Annotated in this window: 16 protein-coding genes; 6 read left to right on the top strand and 10 right to left on the bottom strand. The window is 67.1% G+C overall.

Translation table 11 applies throughout. From position 1 onward, the window contains the following. The coding region (locus tag FHX47_RS07110; RefSeq protein WP_484494479.1) for an HAD family hydrolase at positions 1-459 on the bottom strand (459 nt) is incomplete at its 3' end. 157 nt (positions 460-616) lie between these two features. Here FHX47_RS07110 and FHX47_RS07105 point away from each other — a divergent pair. The 3 genes from FHX47_RS07105 to FHX47_RS07095 are packed head-to-tail and all read left to right on the top strand — an operon-like array spanning position 617 to position 2,665. Next, on the top strand, positions 617-982 hold the full coding sequence (locus tag FHX47_RS07105; protein ID WP_183358226.1) for a GntR family transcriptional regulator: 366 nt from the start codon (positions 617-619) through the stop codon (positions 980-982). A 13-nt stretch (positions 983-995) separates the two neighbouring features. Continuing rightward, entirely contained in the window at positions 996-1,910 is a 915-nt protein-coding gene (locus tag FHX47_RS07100; protein WP_183358225.1) for an ATP-binding cassette domain-containing protein, read from the top strand. Continuing rightward, positions 1,907-2,665 carry a hypothetical protein gene (locus FHX47_RS07095; protein ID WP_183358224.1) on the top strand — a complete coding sequence of 253 codons (759 nt, stop codon included), beginning with the start codon at positions 1,907-1,909 and terminating at the stop codon, positions 2,663-2,665. Before FHX47_RS07100 ends, FHX47_RS07095 begins: the two co-directional genes overlap by 4 nt. A 228-nt stretch (positions 2,666-2,893) precedes the next feature. Here FHX47_RS07095 and FHX47_RS07090 read toward each other — a convergent pair whose 3' ends face one another. From FHX47_RS07090 to FHX47_RS07055, 8 genes are all read right to left on the bottom strand, one after another. Next, positions 2,894-3,244, bottom strand: a complete 351-nt coding sequence (locus FHX47_RS07090) for a non-heme iron oxygenase ferredoxin subunit (protein WP_183358223.1) — start codon at positions 3,242-3,244, stop codon at positions 2,894-2,896. Positions 3,245-3,326: 82 nt separating this feature from the next. Then, entirely contained in the window at positions 3,327-3,725 is a 399-nt protein-coding gene (locus FHX47_RS07085; protein ID WP_183358222.1) for an RNA-binding S4 domain-containing protein, read from the bottom strand. A gap of 39 nt (positions 3,726-3,764) precedes the next feature. Then, positions 3,765-4,547: a fructosamine kinase family protein gene (locus FHX47_RS07080; protein WP_183358221.1), complete on the bottom strand. Its 783-nt coding sequence runs from the start codon at positions 4,545-4,547 to the stop codon at positions 3,765-3,767. A gap of 12 nt (positions 4,548-4,559) precedes the next feature. Next, the gene (locus FHX47_RS07075) at positions 4,560-5,408 is read right to left on the bottom strand and encodes an inositol monophosphatase family protein (RefSeq protein ID WP_183358220.1); all 849 of its coding nucleotides are present in this window, start codon (positions 5,406-5,408) and stop codon (positions 4,560-4,562) included. Further along, complete coding sequence (gene ligA / locus FHX47_RS07070; RefSeq protein WP_183358219.1) at positions 5,405-7,741, bottom strand: NAD-dependent DNA ligase LigA; 2,337 nt, start codon at positions 7,739-7,741, stop codon at positions 5,405-5,407. Before ligA ends, FHX47_RS07075 begins: the two co-directional genes overlap by 4 nt. A 167-nt stretch (positions 7,742-7,908) precedes the next feature. Continuing rightward, the gene (locus FHX47_RS07065) at positions 7,909-9,087 is read right to left on the bottom strand and encodes an FAD-dependent monooxygenase (protein WP_183358218.1); all 1,179 of its coding nucleotides are present in this window, start codon (positions 9,085-9,087) and stop codon (positions 7,909-7,911) included. A gap of 178 nt (positions 9,088-9,265) precedes the next feature. After that, positions 9,266-10,327: a baeRF2 domain-containing protein gene (locus FHX47_RS07060; RefSeq protein WP_183358217.1), complete on the bottom strand. Its 1,062-nt coding sequence runs from the start codon at positions 10,325-10,327 to the stop codon at positions 9,266-9,268. A 174-nt stretch (positions 10,328-10,501) separates the two neighbouring features. Next, positions 10,502-11,971 (bottom strand): glutamyl-tRNA reductase, encoded by a 1,470-nt coding sequence (locus FHX47_RS07055; protein WP_183358216.1) that lies wholly within the window; start codon positions 11,969-11,971, stop codon positions 10,502-10,504. 90 nt (positions 11,972-12,061) lie between these two features. Between FHX47_RS07055 and hemE the strand changes: the two genes are divergently transcribed. Together hemE and FHX47_RS07045 are read left to right on the top strand one after the other, a co-directional pair. Then, positions 12,062-13,195, top strand: coding sequence for a uroporphyrinogen decarboxylase (gene hemE, locus FHX47_RS07050; protein ID WP_183358215.1), 1,134 nt, complete (start codon positions 12,062-12,064; stop codon positions 13,193-13,195). Positions 13,196-13,250: 55 nt separating this feature from the next. Then, positions 13,251-14,726 (top strand): protoporphyrinogen/coproporphyrinogen oxidase, encoded by a 1,476-nt coding sequence (locus FHX47_RS07045; protein ID WP_183358214.1) that lies wholly within the window; start codon positions 13,251-13,253, stop codon positions 14,724-14,726. Between the two features lie 164 nt (positions 14,727-14,890). Here FHX47_RS07045 and FHX47_RS07040 read toward each other — a convergent pair whose 3' ends face one another. Further along, the gene (locus FHX47_RS07040) at positions 14,891-15,688 is read right to left on the bottom strand and encodes a tryptophan-rich sensory protein (RefSeq protein WP_221206174.1); all 798 of its coding nucleotides are present in this window, start codon (positions 15,686-15,688) and stop codon (positions 14,891-14,893) included. Positions 15,689-15,975: 287 nt separating this feature from the next. Here FHX47_RS07040 and hemQ point away from each other — a divergent pair, with 287 nt between their 5' ends. Beyond that, positions 15,976-16,785, top strand: a complete 810-nt coding sequence (gene hemQ / locus FHX47_RS07035; protein ID WP_183358213.1) for a hydrogen peroxide-dependent heme synthase — start codon at positions 15,976-15,978, stop codon at positions 16,783-16,785. Positions 16,786-16,787: the final 2 nt, after the last annotated feature.

Here is a 16,787-nt window from a genome sequence, read left to right as displayed (position 1 = left end):
CGGGTTGGTGGCGATGAACCGGGCACCGTCACGGATCAGCCGCACGGCCTTGGTGATAGCCTCGAAGCTGTAGTTGCGGGTTTCGCCCACCACCACGTAGTCGGGGGCCGTGTCGGTCATGATGAACCCGGTCTCATGGAGTGCGGTGGTCAGCCCCGCTTCGCCGACCACATAGCAGGAGCCGGCGCCCTTCTCGCGATCGACCTGATTCGCCAGGAAGGTGGCGGTGGCCAGCGCAGAGGTCCAGATGCGGTCCTCGGGAACAACCAGCCCAGAATGGCGCAGCCTGGCCGAGAGGTCGCGGGCGGTGAAGATGGAGTTGTTGGTCAGCACCAGGTAGGGAAGGTCTTTGCGCCGCCACTGCTCCAGCAGCTCGGCGGCGCCGGGCAGCGCCTCGTGTTCGCGGACGAGCACGCCGTCCATGTCTGTCAGCCAGCATTCGATGTTCTCACCGTCCATTTCTCCATCCTAGGTGCCCGCGAGGTCCCAGGGGTTGACATCATCTGCAGGATCATGGTTACTTAGTTACGCGGTTCATTGGTCAAGTAGTGAACCGCTCAGGTATAGAAGTGAGAGTAGACTGGTGCAATTCCCGCCGGCGGAAGGAGGTGAGCTCATGGAGGACGGACGCCCACTGTTCGTGCAGATCGCAGAAGAGGTCGAATCTTCTGTGCTGGACGGTTCCCTGGCTGAGGGAGAACGCGCGCCATCCACCAATGAGCTGGCCGTCTTCCACCGGATCAACCCGGCCACCGCGGCCAAGGGAATCAATCTGCTGGTGGACCGCGAGATCCTCATCAAGCGGCGCGGGCTGGGAATGTTCGTCGCTGAGGGCGCTCAGGAGACTCTGCGCGCACAGCGACGCCAGCGATTCGCCGATCACTACCTCACACCAATGCTTGCCGAGGCCCGCTATATCGGGCTCTCGGTCGAGACCGTCATAGAGCTGCTGCGCGAACGCGACCAGCAGCGACCAACGTGAGAGGAGAGTGCCGATGAGTTACGACACCACCGGCACAGCAGCACAGGTCCGCGGGGTCACCCGCCGGTATCGCAGCGCCACAGCCCTGGACGACGTCACCGTCGGCTTCCAACAGGACATGATCCACGGGCTGCTGGGGCGCAACGGTGCCGGAAAGACCTCGCTGATGTCGATCGTCACCGGCCAGGACTGGCCCAGCGAGGGCGAGGTCGACGTCTTCGGCCAGCGACCTCATGAGAACGAGCAGGTGCTTCCCCGGATCTGCTTTGTTCGCGAGGATCAGCGCTATATCGACGACGCCAAGGCCAGCCATGCCTTCAACGCTGCGGCCCTGGCGTTCCCCAACTGGGACTGGGGCTTGGCCGAGCGGCTCATCAGCGACTTCAACCTGCCGCAGAAGACCCGGATCAAGAAGATGTCCAAGGGCCAGCGTTCGGCGGTCGCGGTGATCATCGGCCTGGCATCCCGGGCAGATATCACGTTCTTCGATGAGCCGTATATGGGTCTGGACGCCGTGGCCCGGCAGACCTTCTACGACCGGCTGCTGCAGGACTACGCCGAGCATCCCCGCACCATCGTGCTCTCCAGTCATCTCATCGATGAGATCGCACACCTGATCGAGAACGTGGTGCTCATCGACAGCGGCAGAGTGCTGCTCACCGAGCCGGTGGAGCAGCTGCGCGGCCGCGCAGTCACCCTGGTGGGCAGAGCGGATGCGGTCAGGGAGATCACCGCAGATCGTGAGGTGCTCAGCCGGGAGAGCTTGGGCCGGATGGAGCGCACCACTGTGCTGGGCGCTCTGACTGAGACTGAGCAGCGTCGAATGGTCGAGCTGGACGTCGACGTCGTGCCGGTGTCCCTGCAGCAACTGGTGGTGCACCTGACGACCAGAGACCCGCAGTCCGGGGACCAGGAGGTGGCCCGATGAGTGCCGTCGCTGAACAACGTTCCAGCTTTGCCCGCGTGCCAGCGGCCTTCCGGCTGCAGTTCGCCGTCCCCGGGACAATGATCGGCGTGCCGGTGTTGGTGTTCGTCGCGGCGTGGGCGCTGGCCCTGGGGATCGTGGTCTGGGTTCACCAGGTCGATGACCGCGGAGCTGATCTGGCGGCCGAACCGATATACACCGGAGCCAGTCAGGCTGCGCTCTGGTGCCTGGTCTTCATGGCCGCCTATTCGGCCACCCACGCCTTCCCGTTCTCCATGGCGCTGAGCTACAGCCGCCGAGTCTTTGTCATCGGTGCATTTCTCGCCTTCGCTGCCCTGTCGCTGGGCTTCGGCGCTGCCTACGCTTTGGCTGCCTGGATAGAAGACATCACCGGCGGCTACGGAATCGAAGCCTACAACTTCGATCTGCCCTATCTGACCGAGGGTCCGGGTGGCATCCTCAGCGCGGGCCTGGCGATGACGGTGGTGTGCCTGATGCTGATGCTGCTGGCCTTCGGCGTGACCATGTTCTACCAACGGGTGGGGCTGCTGGCCTTCTGGGCCGCCCTGCTGGGGACAGTGGCGGTCCTCGCCGCAGCGGTGATGCTGGTGACGGTCAACGACGGGTGGGGAACCGTGTGGGAGTGGCTCCAGAATCAGACTGCACTGAGCATCTCCGGATGGCTTATGCTGCCCACTCTGGGGTTCGGTGTGCTCAGCTATGTGACCATCCGCAAGTCGGTGCCTGCCTCCTCCTGAGAGGTCTCCCGGCTCCCGGGCGACAAGCCGGCGGGCATGAGAAAAGCTCCCGGATCAGCGGCGTGAGGGGGACGCCAGAAACGCTGATCCGGGAGCTTTGAATCACTCGCACCTTGATGAGGTACTTACTAATATAGGGGTCGACCTTGACGGAACACCCCATAGAAACTGGACATTTGCTGTGAGTTTTTCGCAGGTCTCAGGAGGCGTCCCGTCAGGGGGCAGATGTCAGGAGTTCGCCTCAGGATGCGGAGTCCCCGGGTGCAGAATCAGATGTCCATCTTCGACGGTCACCAGATGCGTCTTCACCGGCGAGATGGCCGGCAGCGTCTCCGGCACCCCGGTCTTGAGGCAGAAGGCCGAGGCGTGTTTGGGACACTCCAGGGTGTCCTCCTCCACGAACCCGCCGGAGAGTGGGACTGCCTCATGGGAACATTCATCGTCCAGGGCATAGAATCCGCCCTCTTCGGCGTGAACCAGCGCGATATCGCCGCTGTGGCCGGACGTGTCGGCGGTAACCTGCATGACTTCGCCCTCCGGCAGCTGATCGGTCGGGCCTAAGTCAACACGTGCGCTCATGAATCGGACCTTTCATCCTCGGGGCAGGGTTATTGGGGCGTCAGCGGATCCATCATCTCAAAGGTTCGACGACGTCACAGACTCACCGCAGACCCGAGCGGTCTTTGGTGTAGCCGCGCAGCCGCTCCAGTTGGCGACGCTCGCGTTTGGTGGGGCGCCCGGTTCCACGTTCGCGCCGGGGCAGCCCGACATCGCGGGGTCTGATCTGTTCGGGGGAGTGGTCGGCATAGGCCGTGCGCGCCGCTGGGGCGCCGACCCGCTTGGCGTGGGTGTGGATGACCTCCAGGATCACCACATAGCCGGGCCGACTGATCTGCACCCGCGTGCCGGGGGAGAGCTTCGTGGCCGGTTTGACCGCATCGCCGTCGACCTTGATCTTCCCCGCCCGACAGGCCTCGGTGGCAGCGGACCTGGTCTTGAACATGCGCACCGACCACAGCCAGGCATCTGCCCGCACCGGCGTCGTCGGTCCTTCACTCATAGCACCCACCCTAGTGCCCACCTGCCACTTGCGGGACGGTCAGTACTCGACAGTCGCCCGTGCCGCGGCCAGCGTGGGGCCGCGGTATGCGGAGCCGAACAGCAGCCAGTGCACTGCCAGGTAGAAGAGCTGGTGGACCGCCGTGCGCTGCTGCCACCCGGTTTGCAGCGCAGCGGTCTGCTGGTAGGCGCCCAGCAGCTCATCCAGGTGCGGCATCCCGAAGAGCTGGAGCATCGCGATGTCGGACTCGCGGTGCCCGGCGTGGGCGGCCGGGTCGATCAGCACCGCACCTGCCGGACTCCACAGCACATTGCCGCTCCACAGGTCTCCGTGGATCAGCGAGGCGGTCTCCTCGTCGTCGTAAACGCCGGCGCAGATCTGATCGCGTGCGGCGAGCAGAACCTTCCAATCCGAGGACGACGCCATCGGCCTCAGCCTCTCCAACACCGGGTCGAGGCGCTGCTGCGCGTGGAAAGCGCCCCAGCTGCGGTGCTGGCCGGTGCCCATGGGCAGCGGCTGATCCGCAGGGCCGAAGAGCGGCGGCTGGTCCGCCGGGTGGCCCGCCCCCAGCGTGCCGAACGGCGTGTCGGGGCCCAGGCTGCGGTGCATGCGGGCCAGCGCGGCCCCGAATTCAGCGGCCGCTTCAGCGCTCGGCGGGGCGGCGGTCACCTCCTGCAGCCGCAGCAGCCCCGGCTCGGCGGCGAGCACCGCGACGACGGCGGGTCCGCCGCAGGCTTCAGCGGACTTCAGCCACTCCAGCCCGGCCGCTTCGACCAGGGCGGCCTGCGGATGCGCGGCGGGGGTGCGTTTGGCGAAACTCATCAGAGGTGCCGATCAGAGCCCCGTCGGGGTGGGGGCCAGCTGGGCGTAGTCGATGCCGATGTTGCCGGCGACGCACCAGTCAGGGTGCTCCTCCCCGTCGGCCGAGGCGGGCCGGCGCACCGTGACTCCCGCCTCCTCGGCGATGACGGCGGCAGCGGCCCAGTCGTGCTCCTGGATGCCGTACTCGGCGTAGGCGTCGAGCGTGCCGTCGGCGACCATGCAGATGTCCAGGGCCGCGGCTCCCAGCCGCCGCAGGTTGCCGAAGTGCTCGTTCATGGCTGCCGCCGAGGCCAGCTGTTGGGCGCGGCGCTGGGGCTCGTAGCCGAACCCGGTGGCCAGCAGGCCCGCACTCAGCTCGCCGGTGGGCCCGTGCAGCGGCACCGGGTCCGCCCCGGCGCGTGCGGCGAAGGCGCCCTGTCCGGCCACGGCCCACCAGGTGCGGCCCAGGGCCGGCGCGTCGACCACGCCGATGACCCACTCGCCGTCGGGTGCTTGCAGCCCCACTGAGGTGCCGTAGTAGACGATGCCGCGCACAAAGTTGGTGGTGCCGTCCAGCGGATCGATCGACCACCGGTAGCCGGAGGGATCAGAGACCTCGGTGGTGCCGTACTCCTCACCGGAGATCACATCGCGGGGGCGGTGGGTGGTGATCACCTCACGCACCGCTTCCTCTGCCCGCCTGTCGAAGTCGGTGACGAAGTCCGAAATGGAGGATTTCGTCTGGATCCCGTGGTCCTGACTGTTCAGCGACAGCCCGGCGGGGGCCGCCTGGTCGCGTTCGGCCAGCACTGCGGCACCCGCGGCGGCGGCCTGCTGGGCGATGCTCAGCAGCTGCTGCAGCGTCCTGGTCTCTTCACTCACGCATTCAACCCTTCTGGTCCACTGTTCAGCAACGCCTGAAACTGCTCCTCATTCAGCATCGTCACCCCCAACGACTCGGCTTTGGCGAGTTTGGAGCCGGCATTGGCCCCGGCGATGACATAGTCGGTCTTCTTCGAGACCGAGCCGGCGGCTCGACCTCCGCGGGCGGTGATCGCCTCTTTGGACTCGTCGCGGGAAAACCCCTCCAGCGAGCCGGTCACCACTACGGTCAGCCCCTCCAGAGTGCGCGGGGTGGACTCGTCGCCCTCGTCCTCGGTGCGCACCCCAGCCTCAGCCCAGCGCTGCAGCACCCGGTGGTGCCAGTCCACGCTGAACCAGTCGCGGATGGAGGCGGCGATCACCGGCCCGACGCCGTCGATGCCGGCCAGCTCCTCCTTCTGCGCGGCACGGATCTTCTCCAGCGACCCGTAGGCGCTGGCCAGCGCGCGTGAGGCCGTGGGGCCCACGTGCCGGATCGACAGCGCCACCAGCACCCGCCACAGCGGCTGGTCCTTGGCCTTGTCCAGCTCTTCGATCAGCTGGAGAGTGTTGGCGGTGGGCTCTGAAGCCTTCTTCAGCTCACCGGCATCGAACCGGGGCTTGGTCCAGAAGTACAGCGACGGCGCCCACTGACCGGTGGGCTCACCGGAGACGCGCACTTCTCGCCAGACGTAGACGTCCTTGAGGTCCTCTGCCGTGAGGTCGAAGAGCTCAGCTTCGTTGCGCAGCACCGGGGTCTGCGGTCGCGGTTCGTCGTCGTCGAAGCTGACCTGCACCTCGGAGGACTGCAGCGCGCTGTGGTCGATCAGCTCTGCCGGGGGCCGGCGCAGATCCGGGTTGGTCAGCGCAATGCCGGCCTCATCGCCCAGTGCCTCAATGTCGAGCGCACCGCGGGATCCGATGTGGATGACCCGTTCGCTCAGCTGGGCTGGGCAGGTCTCGGCATTGGGGCAGCGCATATCCACATCGCCCTCCTTGCTGGGGGCCAGCCGGGTTCCGCAGGCCGGGCAGTGCGTGGGAAAAACGTACTCGTACAGCTCCTCCTCGCGACCTTCGCGGGCGCCCAGCACTGGGCCCAGGACCTCCGGGATCACATCGCCGGCCTTACGGATGAAGACGTCGTCACCGATGAGGACGCCTTTGGCCCGGACCACCTCCTGGTTGTGCAGCGTGGCGCGCCGCACATCGGAGCCGGCCACCTTCACCTTATCCAGGACTGCGTAGGGAGTCACCCGGCCGGTGCGGCCGACCTGCTCGCGAATATCGCGCAGCCGGGTGGTCACCTCTTCCGGCGGATATTTGAACGCGGCGGCCCAGCGTGGCACCCGGGACGTGTGGCCCAGGGCGCGCTGCTGGTCGAAGTCGTCGACCTTGATGACCACCCCGTCGATCTCATGGACCAACTCGTGGCGCCTGCGCTGGTGCTCGTCGAGGTACTCCTCGATCTGCTCGCGCGTCTGCAGGATCTGGGTGTAGGGGCTGACCGGCAGGCCCCATTCGGCCAGCTGCTCATAGGTCTGGTGCTGGCTGGTCAGCCCCAGGCCCGCACGCGCGCCGACGCCGTGGACGAACATCGACAGCGGCCGTTCGGCAGTCTTGGCCGGATCCTTCTGCCGCAGCGACCCGGCGGCGGCATTGCGCGGGTTGGCCAGCGGAGGGTTCCCGGCCGCGATGAGCTGATCGTTGAAGGCGCCGAACTCCGCCGAGGGCATGAAGATCTCGCCGCGCACCTCCAGCTCCTCGGGGTGACCGGAGCCGTGCAGCCGGTGCGGGATGGCTTTGATCGTGCGCACATTGTGGGTCACATCCTCACCGGTGACCCCGTCGCCGCGGGTGATTCCGCGGACCAGTTCCCCGCGGCGGTAGAGCAGGTTGATCGCCAAACCGTCGATCTTGACCTCCACCAGCCAGCGCACCGGCTCATCGCCGCGCAGTTCCGCCAGCGAGGCCACGGCACGCTCGTACCAGGTGCGCAGCTCGGAGCGGCTGAAGAGGTCCTCCAGGGAGTAGAGCCGCTGAATGTGCTGCACCGGGTCAAAAGCCTTCGACGGCGCACCGCCCACCTGCTGCGTGGGGGAGTCCGCAGCCACCAGCTCGGGGTGCTCGCGCTCGATCTTGCGCAGCCGGTGGATCAGCTGGTCATATTCGGCGTCGGCGATGACCGGCGAATCCCTCTGGTGGTAGGCGGCCTGGTGGCCACGAACCTCTTCGGCCAGCTGTGCATACTCTTCGCGCAGCTGCGCATCGGGTGTGTGGGCGGCGCTTTCGGGAACCTCAGTCACTCGATCCAGTCTAGTCGCGCCACCGCGGGGCAGCGGGGGCGAAAAATTCATAGGGAAAATTAAGGTTCTTTGGGGTGTTCCGTCAAGGTAGGCCCGTACATTAGATACTGCCTCTTCAAGGTGCGAGTGATTCAAGCCCCCGGGCCAGCGTTTCTAGCGTCCCCCTCACGCAGCTGGTCCGGGGGCTTTCTCGTGCGCCGGCAGTCGCCACCAGCCCCTCATCGCCGAGCCGGTGCGCTGAGTTCGGTGATCGTTTCTCGGCTCTTCGGGACCAGCGACCTCACCATCACCTGGTGAAGACCCGGTACCCGCATCGCCCGGACCCCCCAGCGGCGCAGCAGCAAGGTTCGTGGCGAGCTGGGCAGGAACACCTCAATTCCACGCTCACGGCTCGCGTCCTGGATCCCGGTCGCCACTGGCCGCCAGCGTCGCTCGTATTCGATGAGTGCATCCGGCACCGAGCTTTGTGTCGCGAGCATCTCGGCCAGCACGTAGGCTCCGGCAACTCCCAACGAGGCGCCTTGTCCGGCCACGAGGGAGACCGCATGGGCAGCGTCTCCCACTAAGGCGATGCGGCCCCTGGTCCACTGCGGCATGATGATCTGTGCCACGGTGTCGTAGTACATCTGAGTGGACGGCGGGCAGTGTGCCATGGCGCGGTCGACGAGGTCGCCCATGCCGCAGAACTCACCGCGCAGCTCCTCGCGCGCATCATCGGGCGGGGTCTCATCCGGTGACCGGTGCACGGTGAAGGCCGCGACGTGTCCCTCCTGGAGGCCATAGAGGCCCAGCTGACGATCGAGTGTCTCGGTGAGGAGGAACTGGCCGTGAACCTTATCGAAGAGTTCGGGGTCATGGAAGGCGAATGCGCTGGTGTGCATACCGAGATAGTGCAGACAGTCCCGTTCGGGGCCGAAGGTCAGCGCACGGATGTGTGAGTGGATGCCGTCGGCGCCGACGATCACATCCGGTTCCATGGCGGTGCCGTCAGAGAGCTCAGCCGTCATGTCGTCCAGCCGCGTGATCGTGGTTCCGTAACGGACCTGCACACCGTCTCCAAGTGCGTGACGCAGCATCCGTTCCAGTGCAGGACGCATGATGCCGACAACGTCTCCATCGAGGGCCTTGACGAACACGTCATAGTCCAGACTGACGCTGGTGCGGCCATTGCTGTCGACGTAGCGGAATTCTCCCACGCGGCTGGCGTGCATGCGCAGCTGCCGCTCCAGGCCCATGGCTTTGACCGCTTGGAAGCCCAGTCCGTAGAAGTCCATCATGTAGCCCTGCTGGCGCGGGGTGTCGGCGCGGTCGACCACAGTGACATTCCAGCCGTGGTGCTCGAGGCGAACCGCCAGGGTCAGTCCTGCGATGCCGGCTCCGCAGATCAGCGCCTTCATATCCGTTGATCCTTCGGGGCAGGGGTGATGGCAGCGAGCAGGTACTCGGTGACTTTTACTGAGGAGAGCTCCTGTTCAACAGGGGACGTCTGCTATCACGTCACCACAGAACAGGAGCTCTCGTCTACACCGTCACCGCCGGATCGAGGTGGACCGCAGCCAGCGGCTGGAACTGCCCTCAGGCGGAAGTCGGCTGGTGATCCATCTCGTCGACCGGTGCCTGGTAGCGCAGGACGGCGGCCACATTATCGGTCACGGCCGTGCTCACGAGGGCAACAGAGGCATCCACGCCGGCCGCTGCACGCAGCAGCTCATCCTCATCCTGGGCCGGCTGGCCATAGCGCAGAAGCAGAGTATCGACCGCGCCCAGGCGCACCGCCCGGAAGACGTCCTCGGCGCCCTGAACGGCCAGACCATTGCCTTCGGCGGTGCCGAAGCGTTCAGTCTGCTCGGTGACACGCTCAACGGTGATCCTGCGGGCCAGGTTGGCCAGCTCATCAGCCATGGCCTCCTCGGCTCCGGCGTCGTCGGACCCGCCCGATTCGATCTCATAGGCCACCTCGGCCAGCGGAGCGCGCAGCTCATCCAGCAGCAGCTTGCGGCCCTGCACCTCACCGGCAACGGCGATCACATCCGGGTGCCACCGCTCACTGATTCTCCGCAGCCGCTCGCTGACGTCGCGGATGTTCATGGCGGCCGCGTCCTCAGACCGCTGCTGCATCCTTCGGTGGTGCAGCGCGCCCTCGCGCGGCTTGTGCACCGACTCGTAGGCTGAGCCCTGCACCTGCGTCTCAGCACCGCTGTCAAGCAGCTCAGTGGAGGTGAAGATCTCGCGCCGGATGGTGGCCTGCTTCTGATCGACCAGCACCACCAGGGCCCGTACGGAGCGCAGCCGCTGGCGCAGGTAGTCGCCCAGCTGTGCCACCGGGGCCAACACCGCCTGGTCGCCCTCCTCACCGGTGGCGTCGAAGTCCTCGTCCAGCAGCAGGCCATCGCGGCCAGCCACCAGCACTCGTCCCTCAGCCTGCACAGCGCCGAAGGCTTCAGTGTCCATGATGGTCTCGTCCAGGGCGTCGAGCGTCTCCTGGTGCGCACCGGCGTCGGCCAGCTGCCTGCGCAGGGCGTCCCAGCGTAGGCGGACCTCGTGCTCAGCATCGGCACTGACCGGCAGTGCCTGCATGTAGACCGTGGCCAGCGGCTCCTCAGCCTCGTAGATGTCTCGAAGTGTTGCGAGCTGCATGATCGTCACCTTCTTTACGTAGGGGTCGACTTATCGATCTGCTCGACCAATACCTTCACCCTAACGATTCTCCAATCAGTGTCGGCGTCATGCCAGCTGGACAGCGCCTCTACGTTCACAGGAACCGGGTTCCGCGCAGTTTCAGCGCGGCCACCGTGACGGGGGAGGCAGCGCTCAGGCGCTCTTGCGCAGCTGCTGCAGGGCAGGGATGCGTTCGGCGGCGAACTCGCCGGCACTGTGGTGGCGGCAGAAGCCGCCGTCGGGGATCTGCTGCTGGTAGGCGGCCATCTGAGCCAGTTCGGCGGCCGAGAACTCCTCGGCACGACGACGCATGGCCGGAGCCTCCCGCACGGAGTCCTCCCGGGGGGAGACCTCGATGCCGTAGAGGGCCTGCAGGGCGCTGACGTACTCATCGGTGCGCCCCTCCGCAGCCAACTCGCGAGCGCGCACCGTGGGGGTGTGCAGCAGTTTGCGCACAATGCGGCGCACCGCGAACTCGACCTCATCGCCGGCGGCCGTGCAGCCGTGCTGCTTACGCACCTTGTCCATCTCGGAGTCCAGCAGCTGCTGGGTGTGCTTGCGCAGGGCCACGATCGCATCATCAGCGGTGCGCTCGCGACGCTCGGTGAGAAACTGCTGCACCGAATCGCCGACCACAGCGTGGGCCTGCTCCAATGAGGCTGAGGCTTCGTCCGGGGCGGCGACCTTCACCGATTCCAGAGTGATCAGCTCCACCCCGTCGAGCTCGGCGACCTCGGGGTCGAAGTCGTGGGACAGGGCCAGATCAACAATCGTCAGCGGCTGCGCGCGCTCATCGAGCCGGCCCAGCGACTGCACCTCAGCGGCGGTGATCTGCCGGCTTCCGCCGGAGCAGCCGATGATCAGGTCGGCCTCAGCAAAGGCCTGACTGAGCTCATGCATCTCCAACGCGCGGGCACGGGATCCGTACTGGGCCGCCGAGGGTCCGCGCTCGTGCAGGAACTCTGCCGCGCGGCCGGATCCGGAGAAGACGCCGATATCGCCCACACCGCGTTCGGCCAGCTGGGCCAGCGAGGTCCCCGCGTAGGCGCCGGTGCCGATCAGCACGGCCTTCGCCTCGCGGTAGAAGTCGGGCCGCTCGCTTCGCATATCGCCGGCGATGTCCAGCGCCACCGAGACGATGGAGCGGCCGCGGGTGCCCAGGACCGTCTTGGCGCCGACGTCCTTGGCCGTGCGGGTGGCGGATTCGAACAGTTTGGTCAGGTTGCCCGAGACGGTGCCGGCTGACTGTGCCTGCGCCAAGGAACGCCGGACCTGCCCGGCGATCTCGCGCTCGCCGATCACCGCGGAATCCAGACCGGCCCCGACGGTGAACAGATGGTTGACGGCGTCGTCCTCAATCAGGGTTTTGAAGGATGCGGCCACGGTCTCGCTGTCCAGCCCGCTGGCCTCGGCGACGGCGTGAAGAAGTTTCTGCTGCCCGGCCGCCACATCCTCCGGGGAGTCCGAAGGGGCCTCCGCGTAGATCTCTAAGCGGTTGCAGGTCGCCAGCGTCACGGCAGGCAGGTCGACAGAGCCAGCGACGCTCGCTGCCCCTGAGGAGAGTGTTCCCACGGTCTCCAGATCAAGGTCGGAGTGGGATGCGACAAGTGAAAAGAGAACCACAGCGCCGCAATTCTACCCTTTTCTACGTGTTGTCGAAATCCTGGAGTCAATAATGCGACGCACACTGCGGTTCAGGGCAGAATAGGGACTATGACGACGACGCCTGCCGCCCTGCCTGCCGAGCATCCGCTGGTGAGTGGACTCACCGCTGACTCGCCCCTGCTCAACCAGTACCGCGGAGGGCTCAGCGCCGCCGGCGAGCCCGCGCGCCCGCAGCGCCGGCCGGTGTGGTTCCAGCGCCAGGCCGGCCGTTCCCTGCCGGAGTACCGGAAGCTGCGCGAGGGCACCACGATGCTCGACTCCTGCCTGAAGCCGGAGATGGCCAGCGAGATCACCCTGCAGCCGGTGCGCCGGCACGACGTGGACGCCGCGATCTTCTTCTCCGACATTGTGATCCCGCTGCGGCTGGCCGGCATCGATGTGGAGATCGAGCCCGGGGTGGGGCCGGTGCTCGGATCCCCGGTGCGCACCCCCGCTGACGTGGCCGCGCTGCCGCAGATCGACGACGAGGCCTTCGCCCCGATCGTTGAGGCGGTCCAGCGCACTGTGGCCGAGTTGGCGACCCTGGGCCCCGAGGGCAGCGCCGTGCCGCTGATCGGGTTTGCCGGCGCTCCATTCACCCTGGCCGCCTATATGGTGGAGGGCCGCCCGTCCCGGGACCACATGGGCCCGCGGGCGATGATGCACACCGACCCCGAGACCTGGCACGCGCTGGCTGCCTGGGCCGCTGAGGCTTCGGGCCGGTTCATGGCCGCCCAGCTGCGGGCCGGGGCCTCCGCCGCGCAGCTCTTCGACTCCTGGGCCGGATCCCTGGGCCGGGAGGACTACCAGCGCCACGTCCTTGAGCACTCGGCGGCTGCACTGGGTCATGTGGCCGGCCTCGGAGCCCCGCTGGTGCACTTCGGCACCGGCACCAGCGAGATCCTGGACCTGATGAAGTCCGCCGGCGCCGATGTGGTGGGCATCGACTACCGGCTCAACCTGGCCGAGGCCACCCGCCGGCTCGGCGCCGAGACCCCGCTGCAGGGCAACATCAACCCCGCACTGCTCACCGCGGACTGGCCGGTGCTGGAAGCCCACGTGCGCGAGGTGGTGGCAGCCGGCTCCGGGGCTGCCGGGCATGTGCTCAACCTCGGCCACGGGGTGCCGCCGGAGACTGACCCGCAGGTGCTCACCCGCGTGGTGGAGCTGATCCACTCGATCGCCTACGACGACGCCGCGTGATGACGACCGCCGCGTCGACCTATGAGCTGTGTGGGCCTATGAGCGGAGTTCTTCCATGACCAGTTCTTCCAGGAGCAGGGTCGCCGTCGTCGGTGGTGGGGCTGCGGGGTTGAGTGTGGCCTGGGAGTTGGCGCGCGCCGGCGCCGAGGTCCAGCTGTATGAGGCCTCCGACCGCACCGGCGGAGCCGTCGCGCCGCTTCAGCTGGGCGCGGGGAACCAGCTGGACGGGGTGAGTCAGCTGAGTGCGCTGAGCGTCGACGCCGGGGCCGAAGCCTTCGCCACCCGCAGCAGCGCCGTGGCCGATCTGATCGGCGACCTGGGGCTGGCCGAGCGCATCGTCTCGCCGAACCCGGCCGGCGCCTGGCTGCAGCTTCCCCATCTGGCCGCCCCGCTGCCGGCCACCGGGGTGCTCGGCATACCAGGGGACCCGCAGGCCGAGGACGTCGTCGCCGTCCTGGGTGCTGAGGTCGCCGCCCGCGCCGCTGAGGACCTCAGCGCGCCGATGACCTGGACTGCTGAACGGGCCTCCGAACGGCCACCATCCTTGGGGGAGGTGGTCCGTGACCGAATGGGCGAGGCCGTGGTGGAGCAGCTGGTCAGCCCCATCACCTCTGGGGTGCACTCGGCGGCTCCGGATGATCTGGCGATCAGCGCCGCGCACCCGAGGCTCTACCAGACAATGCTGCGTGCGGGATCCCTGGCCCGGGCAGTCGCTGACCTGAAGGCCGCCGCCCCGGCAGGATCAGCGGTGCAGTCGCTGCGCGGCGGGATGCACACGCTCACCGCCGAACTTGATGCCCAGCTGCGCCAGGCCGGGGCGAGCATCCGGCTGAACACCGAGGTGCAGGACCTGCGGCAGCTGCACGCCGAGCAGCGGCCGGAGCATATTGTGCTGGCCGCAGACTTAGAGCGGGCGGCCGCGCTGGCGAGCCCCTATCTGCAAGTGACCGATCCTCCGACGGGGGTGCCCTCCGGCGTCGCGCTGGTGACCATGCTGGTGCGGGCCCCGGAATTGGACCAGTTCCCGCGCGGCACCGGCATGCTGGTGGCCCCCAGTGTGGCCCACATCGGGGCGAAGTCGATGACTCATGTCTCGGCCAAATGGGCATGGGTGGGGGAGGCGCTGCACCAGCAGCTGGGCCCGGGCCATCACCTGCTGCGGCTCTCCTACGGCCGAGTCACCGATGACCCGGACTCCGGCGCCCTGGGACTGAACTCCAGCGACGCGCAGCTGGTGAGGGCCGCCGCAGCCGATCTGCCGGCCCTGACCGGGGTGGACGTGGAGGCCGGGCAGATCCTCGACGCCGCCGTCGTGCGTTGGCCCCGGGTGCTGCCGGGGGCCTCAGCGGAGCACCGACACCGAGCCGAGCAGTTCCGCCGCGCGTTGGCGTCCCAGCGCAGCGCGAGCGTCTCTGGCAGCGATCACCAGCCGCAGCTGTGGGCAGTGGGCGGCTGGTTGGCCGGCACCGGACTGGCGCAGGTGATCCCCGATGCCCGCGCAACCGCCCGGGCGATCCTAGCCAATGCCTGACCCCGCGAGCGAGCACAGAGTCCGGGAGAGCGGAGCGGCCCGGAGCGAGAGCCCGGAGCGAGCGGCCAGCCCGCCATCGATGGATTCTTGGTGGAATAACTCTCGAACTGTGCTCAGAGCGACAAGAATCCAGCAACTGATGCACAGGAGGGCCGTCAGGGCATTCAGGCGGGCCCAAGCGGGCGCCTGGACCGGATGCGAATCAGCACAGTGGCCACCAGCACAGCGATCCCGGCGGCAACTGCGCCCCAGGCCGTGGCTGCCGACTCGAATTCACCGCTGAAGCGCCCGGCAGCGATCCACAGCAGCCCCCAGGAGAGGGCGAGGCCCACAGCGAGCCGCCCCTGGGTATAGCGGGCGGTGGCGATACCGACCGCCGCGGCCACCGCAAGGACACCATAGACAGCGAGGATCCACCCGGTGAACGTCGTCGCCCCGAGGGAGCCCAGCCAGCCGGCGATGTTCGCCACCGTTGCCACGCAGACCCAGCCCAGGTACAGCCCGAAGGTCCCGTCGCTCAGAATCAGCTCGGCCCAGCTGCGCGGCTGGGAGTCCCGCAGCAGAAGCAGCATGCGGATGAGCACTGCCAACAGGGCGAGGATCACCACGACGCTTCCTGCCAGCAAGTCCAATTGGACCATCCAGATCCATGCCGCGTTCAGGGCCGCCGAGAGCATGGCCCATGGGCGCAGCGCTCGCTGCCGCGATGAGGCTCGCGCGCCTGCGGAGAGCTGCCAGATCGCATACCCGGCCAGACCGAGGTAGATCACGCTCCAGATGCGGAATGCACCCCCACCTGGTGCCAGCGGAGTGGCACTGGTGGACAGCCAGCCGCCGGCGGCTTCGCTGACCGCAGTGCCTCCCAACGCACCCGATCCGAAGAACGCGGCGACTATCGAGGCAGCCACGGCAATGACGGTCACCACCGGCATAGCCCACGACGTCGTCTGCTGGCGTTTCATCAAGCACCTCCACGTTCCGAGCCGGTCGACTCATTCTGTAGGCGAGGATATAAGTAGCTAAGCTAGTAAAACGATGTGCCGTCTCGACCGAACCCCTGCAATGCCACCCAGCCCACCATCGAGTGATGGATTTTTGGTGGAATAGCCCCCGAGCTGTGCTCAGAGCGACACAAATCCAGCAATCGACGCAGAGGAGGGCCGTCGTCGTTGTTCTACTACATCACGTAGAAGTCGACTCGGCGGCGCGATAGAGTAGTTGCGAGCTATTCGGAATAGGAGATCGTGCGATGAGCTACGGCCGTAATCCCCAGCGCAGCCCCGAGGAGGTCAACGCCTCCGGCAAGGACTGGTTCACCCTCTACACCGTCTTCAAGCGAGCCGGCACCTCGATCAAGCGGATGCGCCCCGGCGAGAGCAGCAAACTGGCCGGCGGCGACCGGGTGGCCCGCGCTGTCACCGATTTCTTCACCAACCAGGACGCCATCATCACCGAGTTCGACGACGTGGTGACTGAGCTGACCGGCCAGCAGATGGGCACCGACGACGACGCCGTGGCAGTGCGCGGAATCTACGACGTCTCCGGAATGCGGGCCGATGCCGACCTGATGGTCTGGATGACCGGTCACAAAGCCGAGAACCTGCAGGCCGCACTGCGCACCCTGCACCGCACCACGCTGCTGAACACCACCGAGATCGCTTTCTCCGCCATGGGGGTGCACCGCACCGCCGAATTCGCTCGGGCCCACGTGCCGGCATTCACCCAGGGAGTCGAGGCCGAGGACTGGCTGGTGGTCTACCCGTTCAACCGCAGCTACGACTGGTACCTGATGGACCCGCAGAAGCGCGGCCAGATGCTGCGCGAGCACGGACAGCTGGGCCAGGAGTTCCCCTCCGTTCTGGCCAACACCACCTCCGCCTTTGCGCTCAACGACTGGGAGTGGATGCTGGCCCTGGAGTCCCCGCAGCTCACCGACCTGGTGGACATGATGCGCCGGCTGCGCGACTCCGAAACCCGCTACCACGTGCGCGAGGAGACCCCGTTCTACACCGGTCGCCGGCTCTCCAGCACCGCCGACATCCTTGAGGTGCTTGCCTGACC

It is taken from the genome of Garicola koreensis (assembly GCF_014195445.1).
GTDB lineage: Bacteria > Actinomycetota > Actinomycetes > Actinomycetales > Micrococcaceae > Nesterenkonia > Nesterenkonia koreensis.
The sequence above is the reverse complement of the archived record's forward strand: the minus strand, read 5'-3'. Positions and strand labels throughout refer to the sequence as shown.

What these genes read in the sequence shown, in the direction of transcription:
- FHX47_RS07090 (WP_183358223.1), bottom strand. Translation starts at nt 3,244, where the DNA reads ATGAGCGCACGTGTTGACTTAGGCCCGACCGATCAGCTGCCGGAGGGC.
- FHX47_RS07080 (WP_183358221.1), bottom strand. Translation starts at nt 4,547, where the DNA reads ATGAGTTTCGCCAAACGCACCCCCGCCGCGCATCCGCAGGCCGCCCTG.
- FHX47_RS07065 (WP_183358218.1), bottom strand. Translation starts at nt 9,087, where the DNA reads ATGAAGGCGCTGATCTGCGGAGCCGGCATCGCAGGACTGACCCTGGCG.
- hemQ (WP_183358213.1), top strand. Translation starts at nt 15,976, where the DNA reads ATGAGCTACGGCCGTAATCCCCAGCGCAGCCCCGAGGAGGTCAACGCC.
- FHX47_RS07105 (WP_183358226.1), top strand. Translation starts at nt 617, where the DNA reads ATGGAGGACGGACGCCCACTGTTCGTGCAGATCGCAGAAGAGGTCGAA.
- FHX47_RS07095 (WP_183358224.1), top strand. Translation starts at nt 1,907, where the DNA reads ATGAGTGCCGTCGCTGAACAACGTTCCAGCTTTGCCCGCGTGCCAGCG.
- FHX47_RS07045 (WP_183358214.1), top strand. Translation starts at nt 13,251, where the DNA reads ATGACCAGTTCTTCCAGGAGCAGGGTCGCCGTCGTCGGTGGTGGGGCT.
- FHX47_RS07085 (WP_183358222.1), bottom strand. Translation starts at nt 3,725, where the DNA reads ATGAGTGAAGGACCGACGACGCCGGTGCGGGCAGATGCCTGGCTGTGG.
- FHX47_RS07040 (WP_221206174.1), bottom strand. Translation starts at nt 15,688, where the DNA reads ATGAAACGCCAGCAGACGACGTCGTGGGCTATGCCGGTGGTGACCGTC.
- hemE (WP_183358215.1), top strand. Translation starts at nt 12,062, where the DNA reads ATGACGACGACGCCTGCCGCCCTGCCTGCCGAGCATCCGCTGGTGAGT.
- FHX47_RS07060 (WP_183358217.1), bottom strand. Translation starts at nt 10,327, where the DNA reads ATGCAGCTCGCAACACTTCGAGACATCTACGAGGCTGAGGAGCCGCTG.
- ligA (WP_183358219.1), bottom strand. Translation starts at nt 7,741, where the DNA reads ATGAATTTTTCGCCCCCGCTGCCCCGCGGTGGCGCGACTAGACTGGAT.
- FHX47_RS07100 (WP_183358225.1), top strand. Translation starts at nt 996, where the DNA reads ATGAGTTACGACACCACCGGCACAGCAGCACAGGTCCGCGGGGTCACC.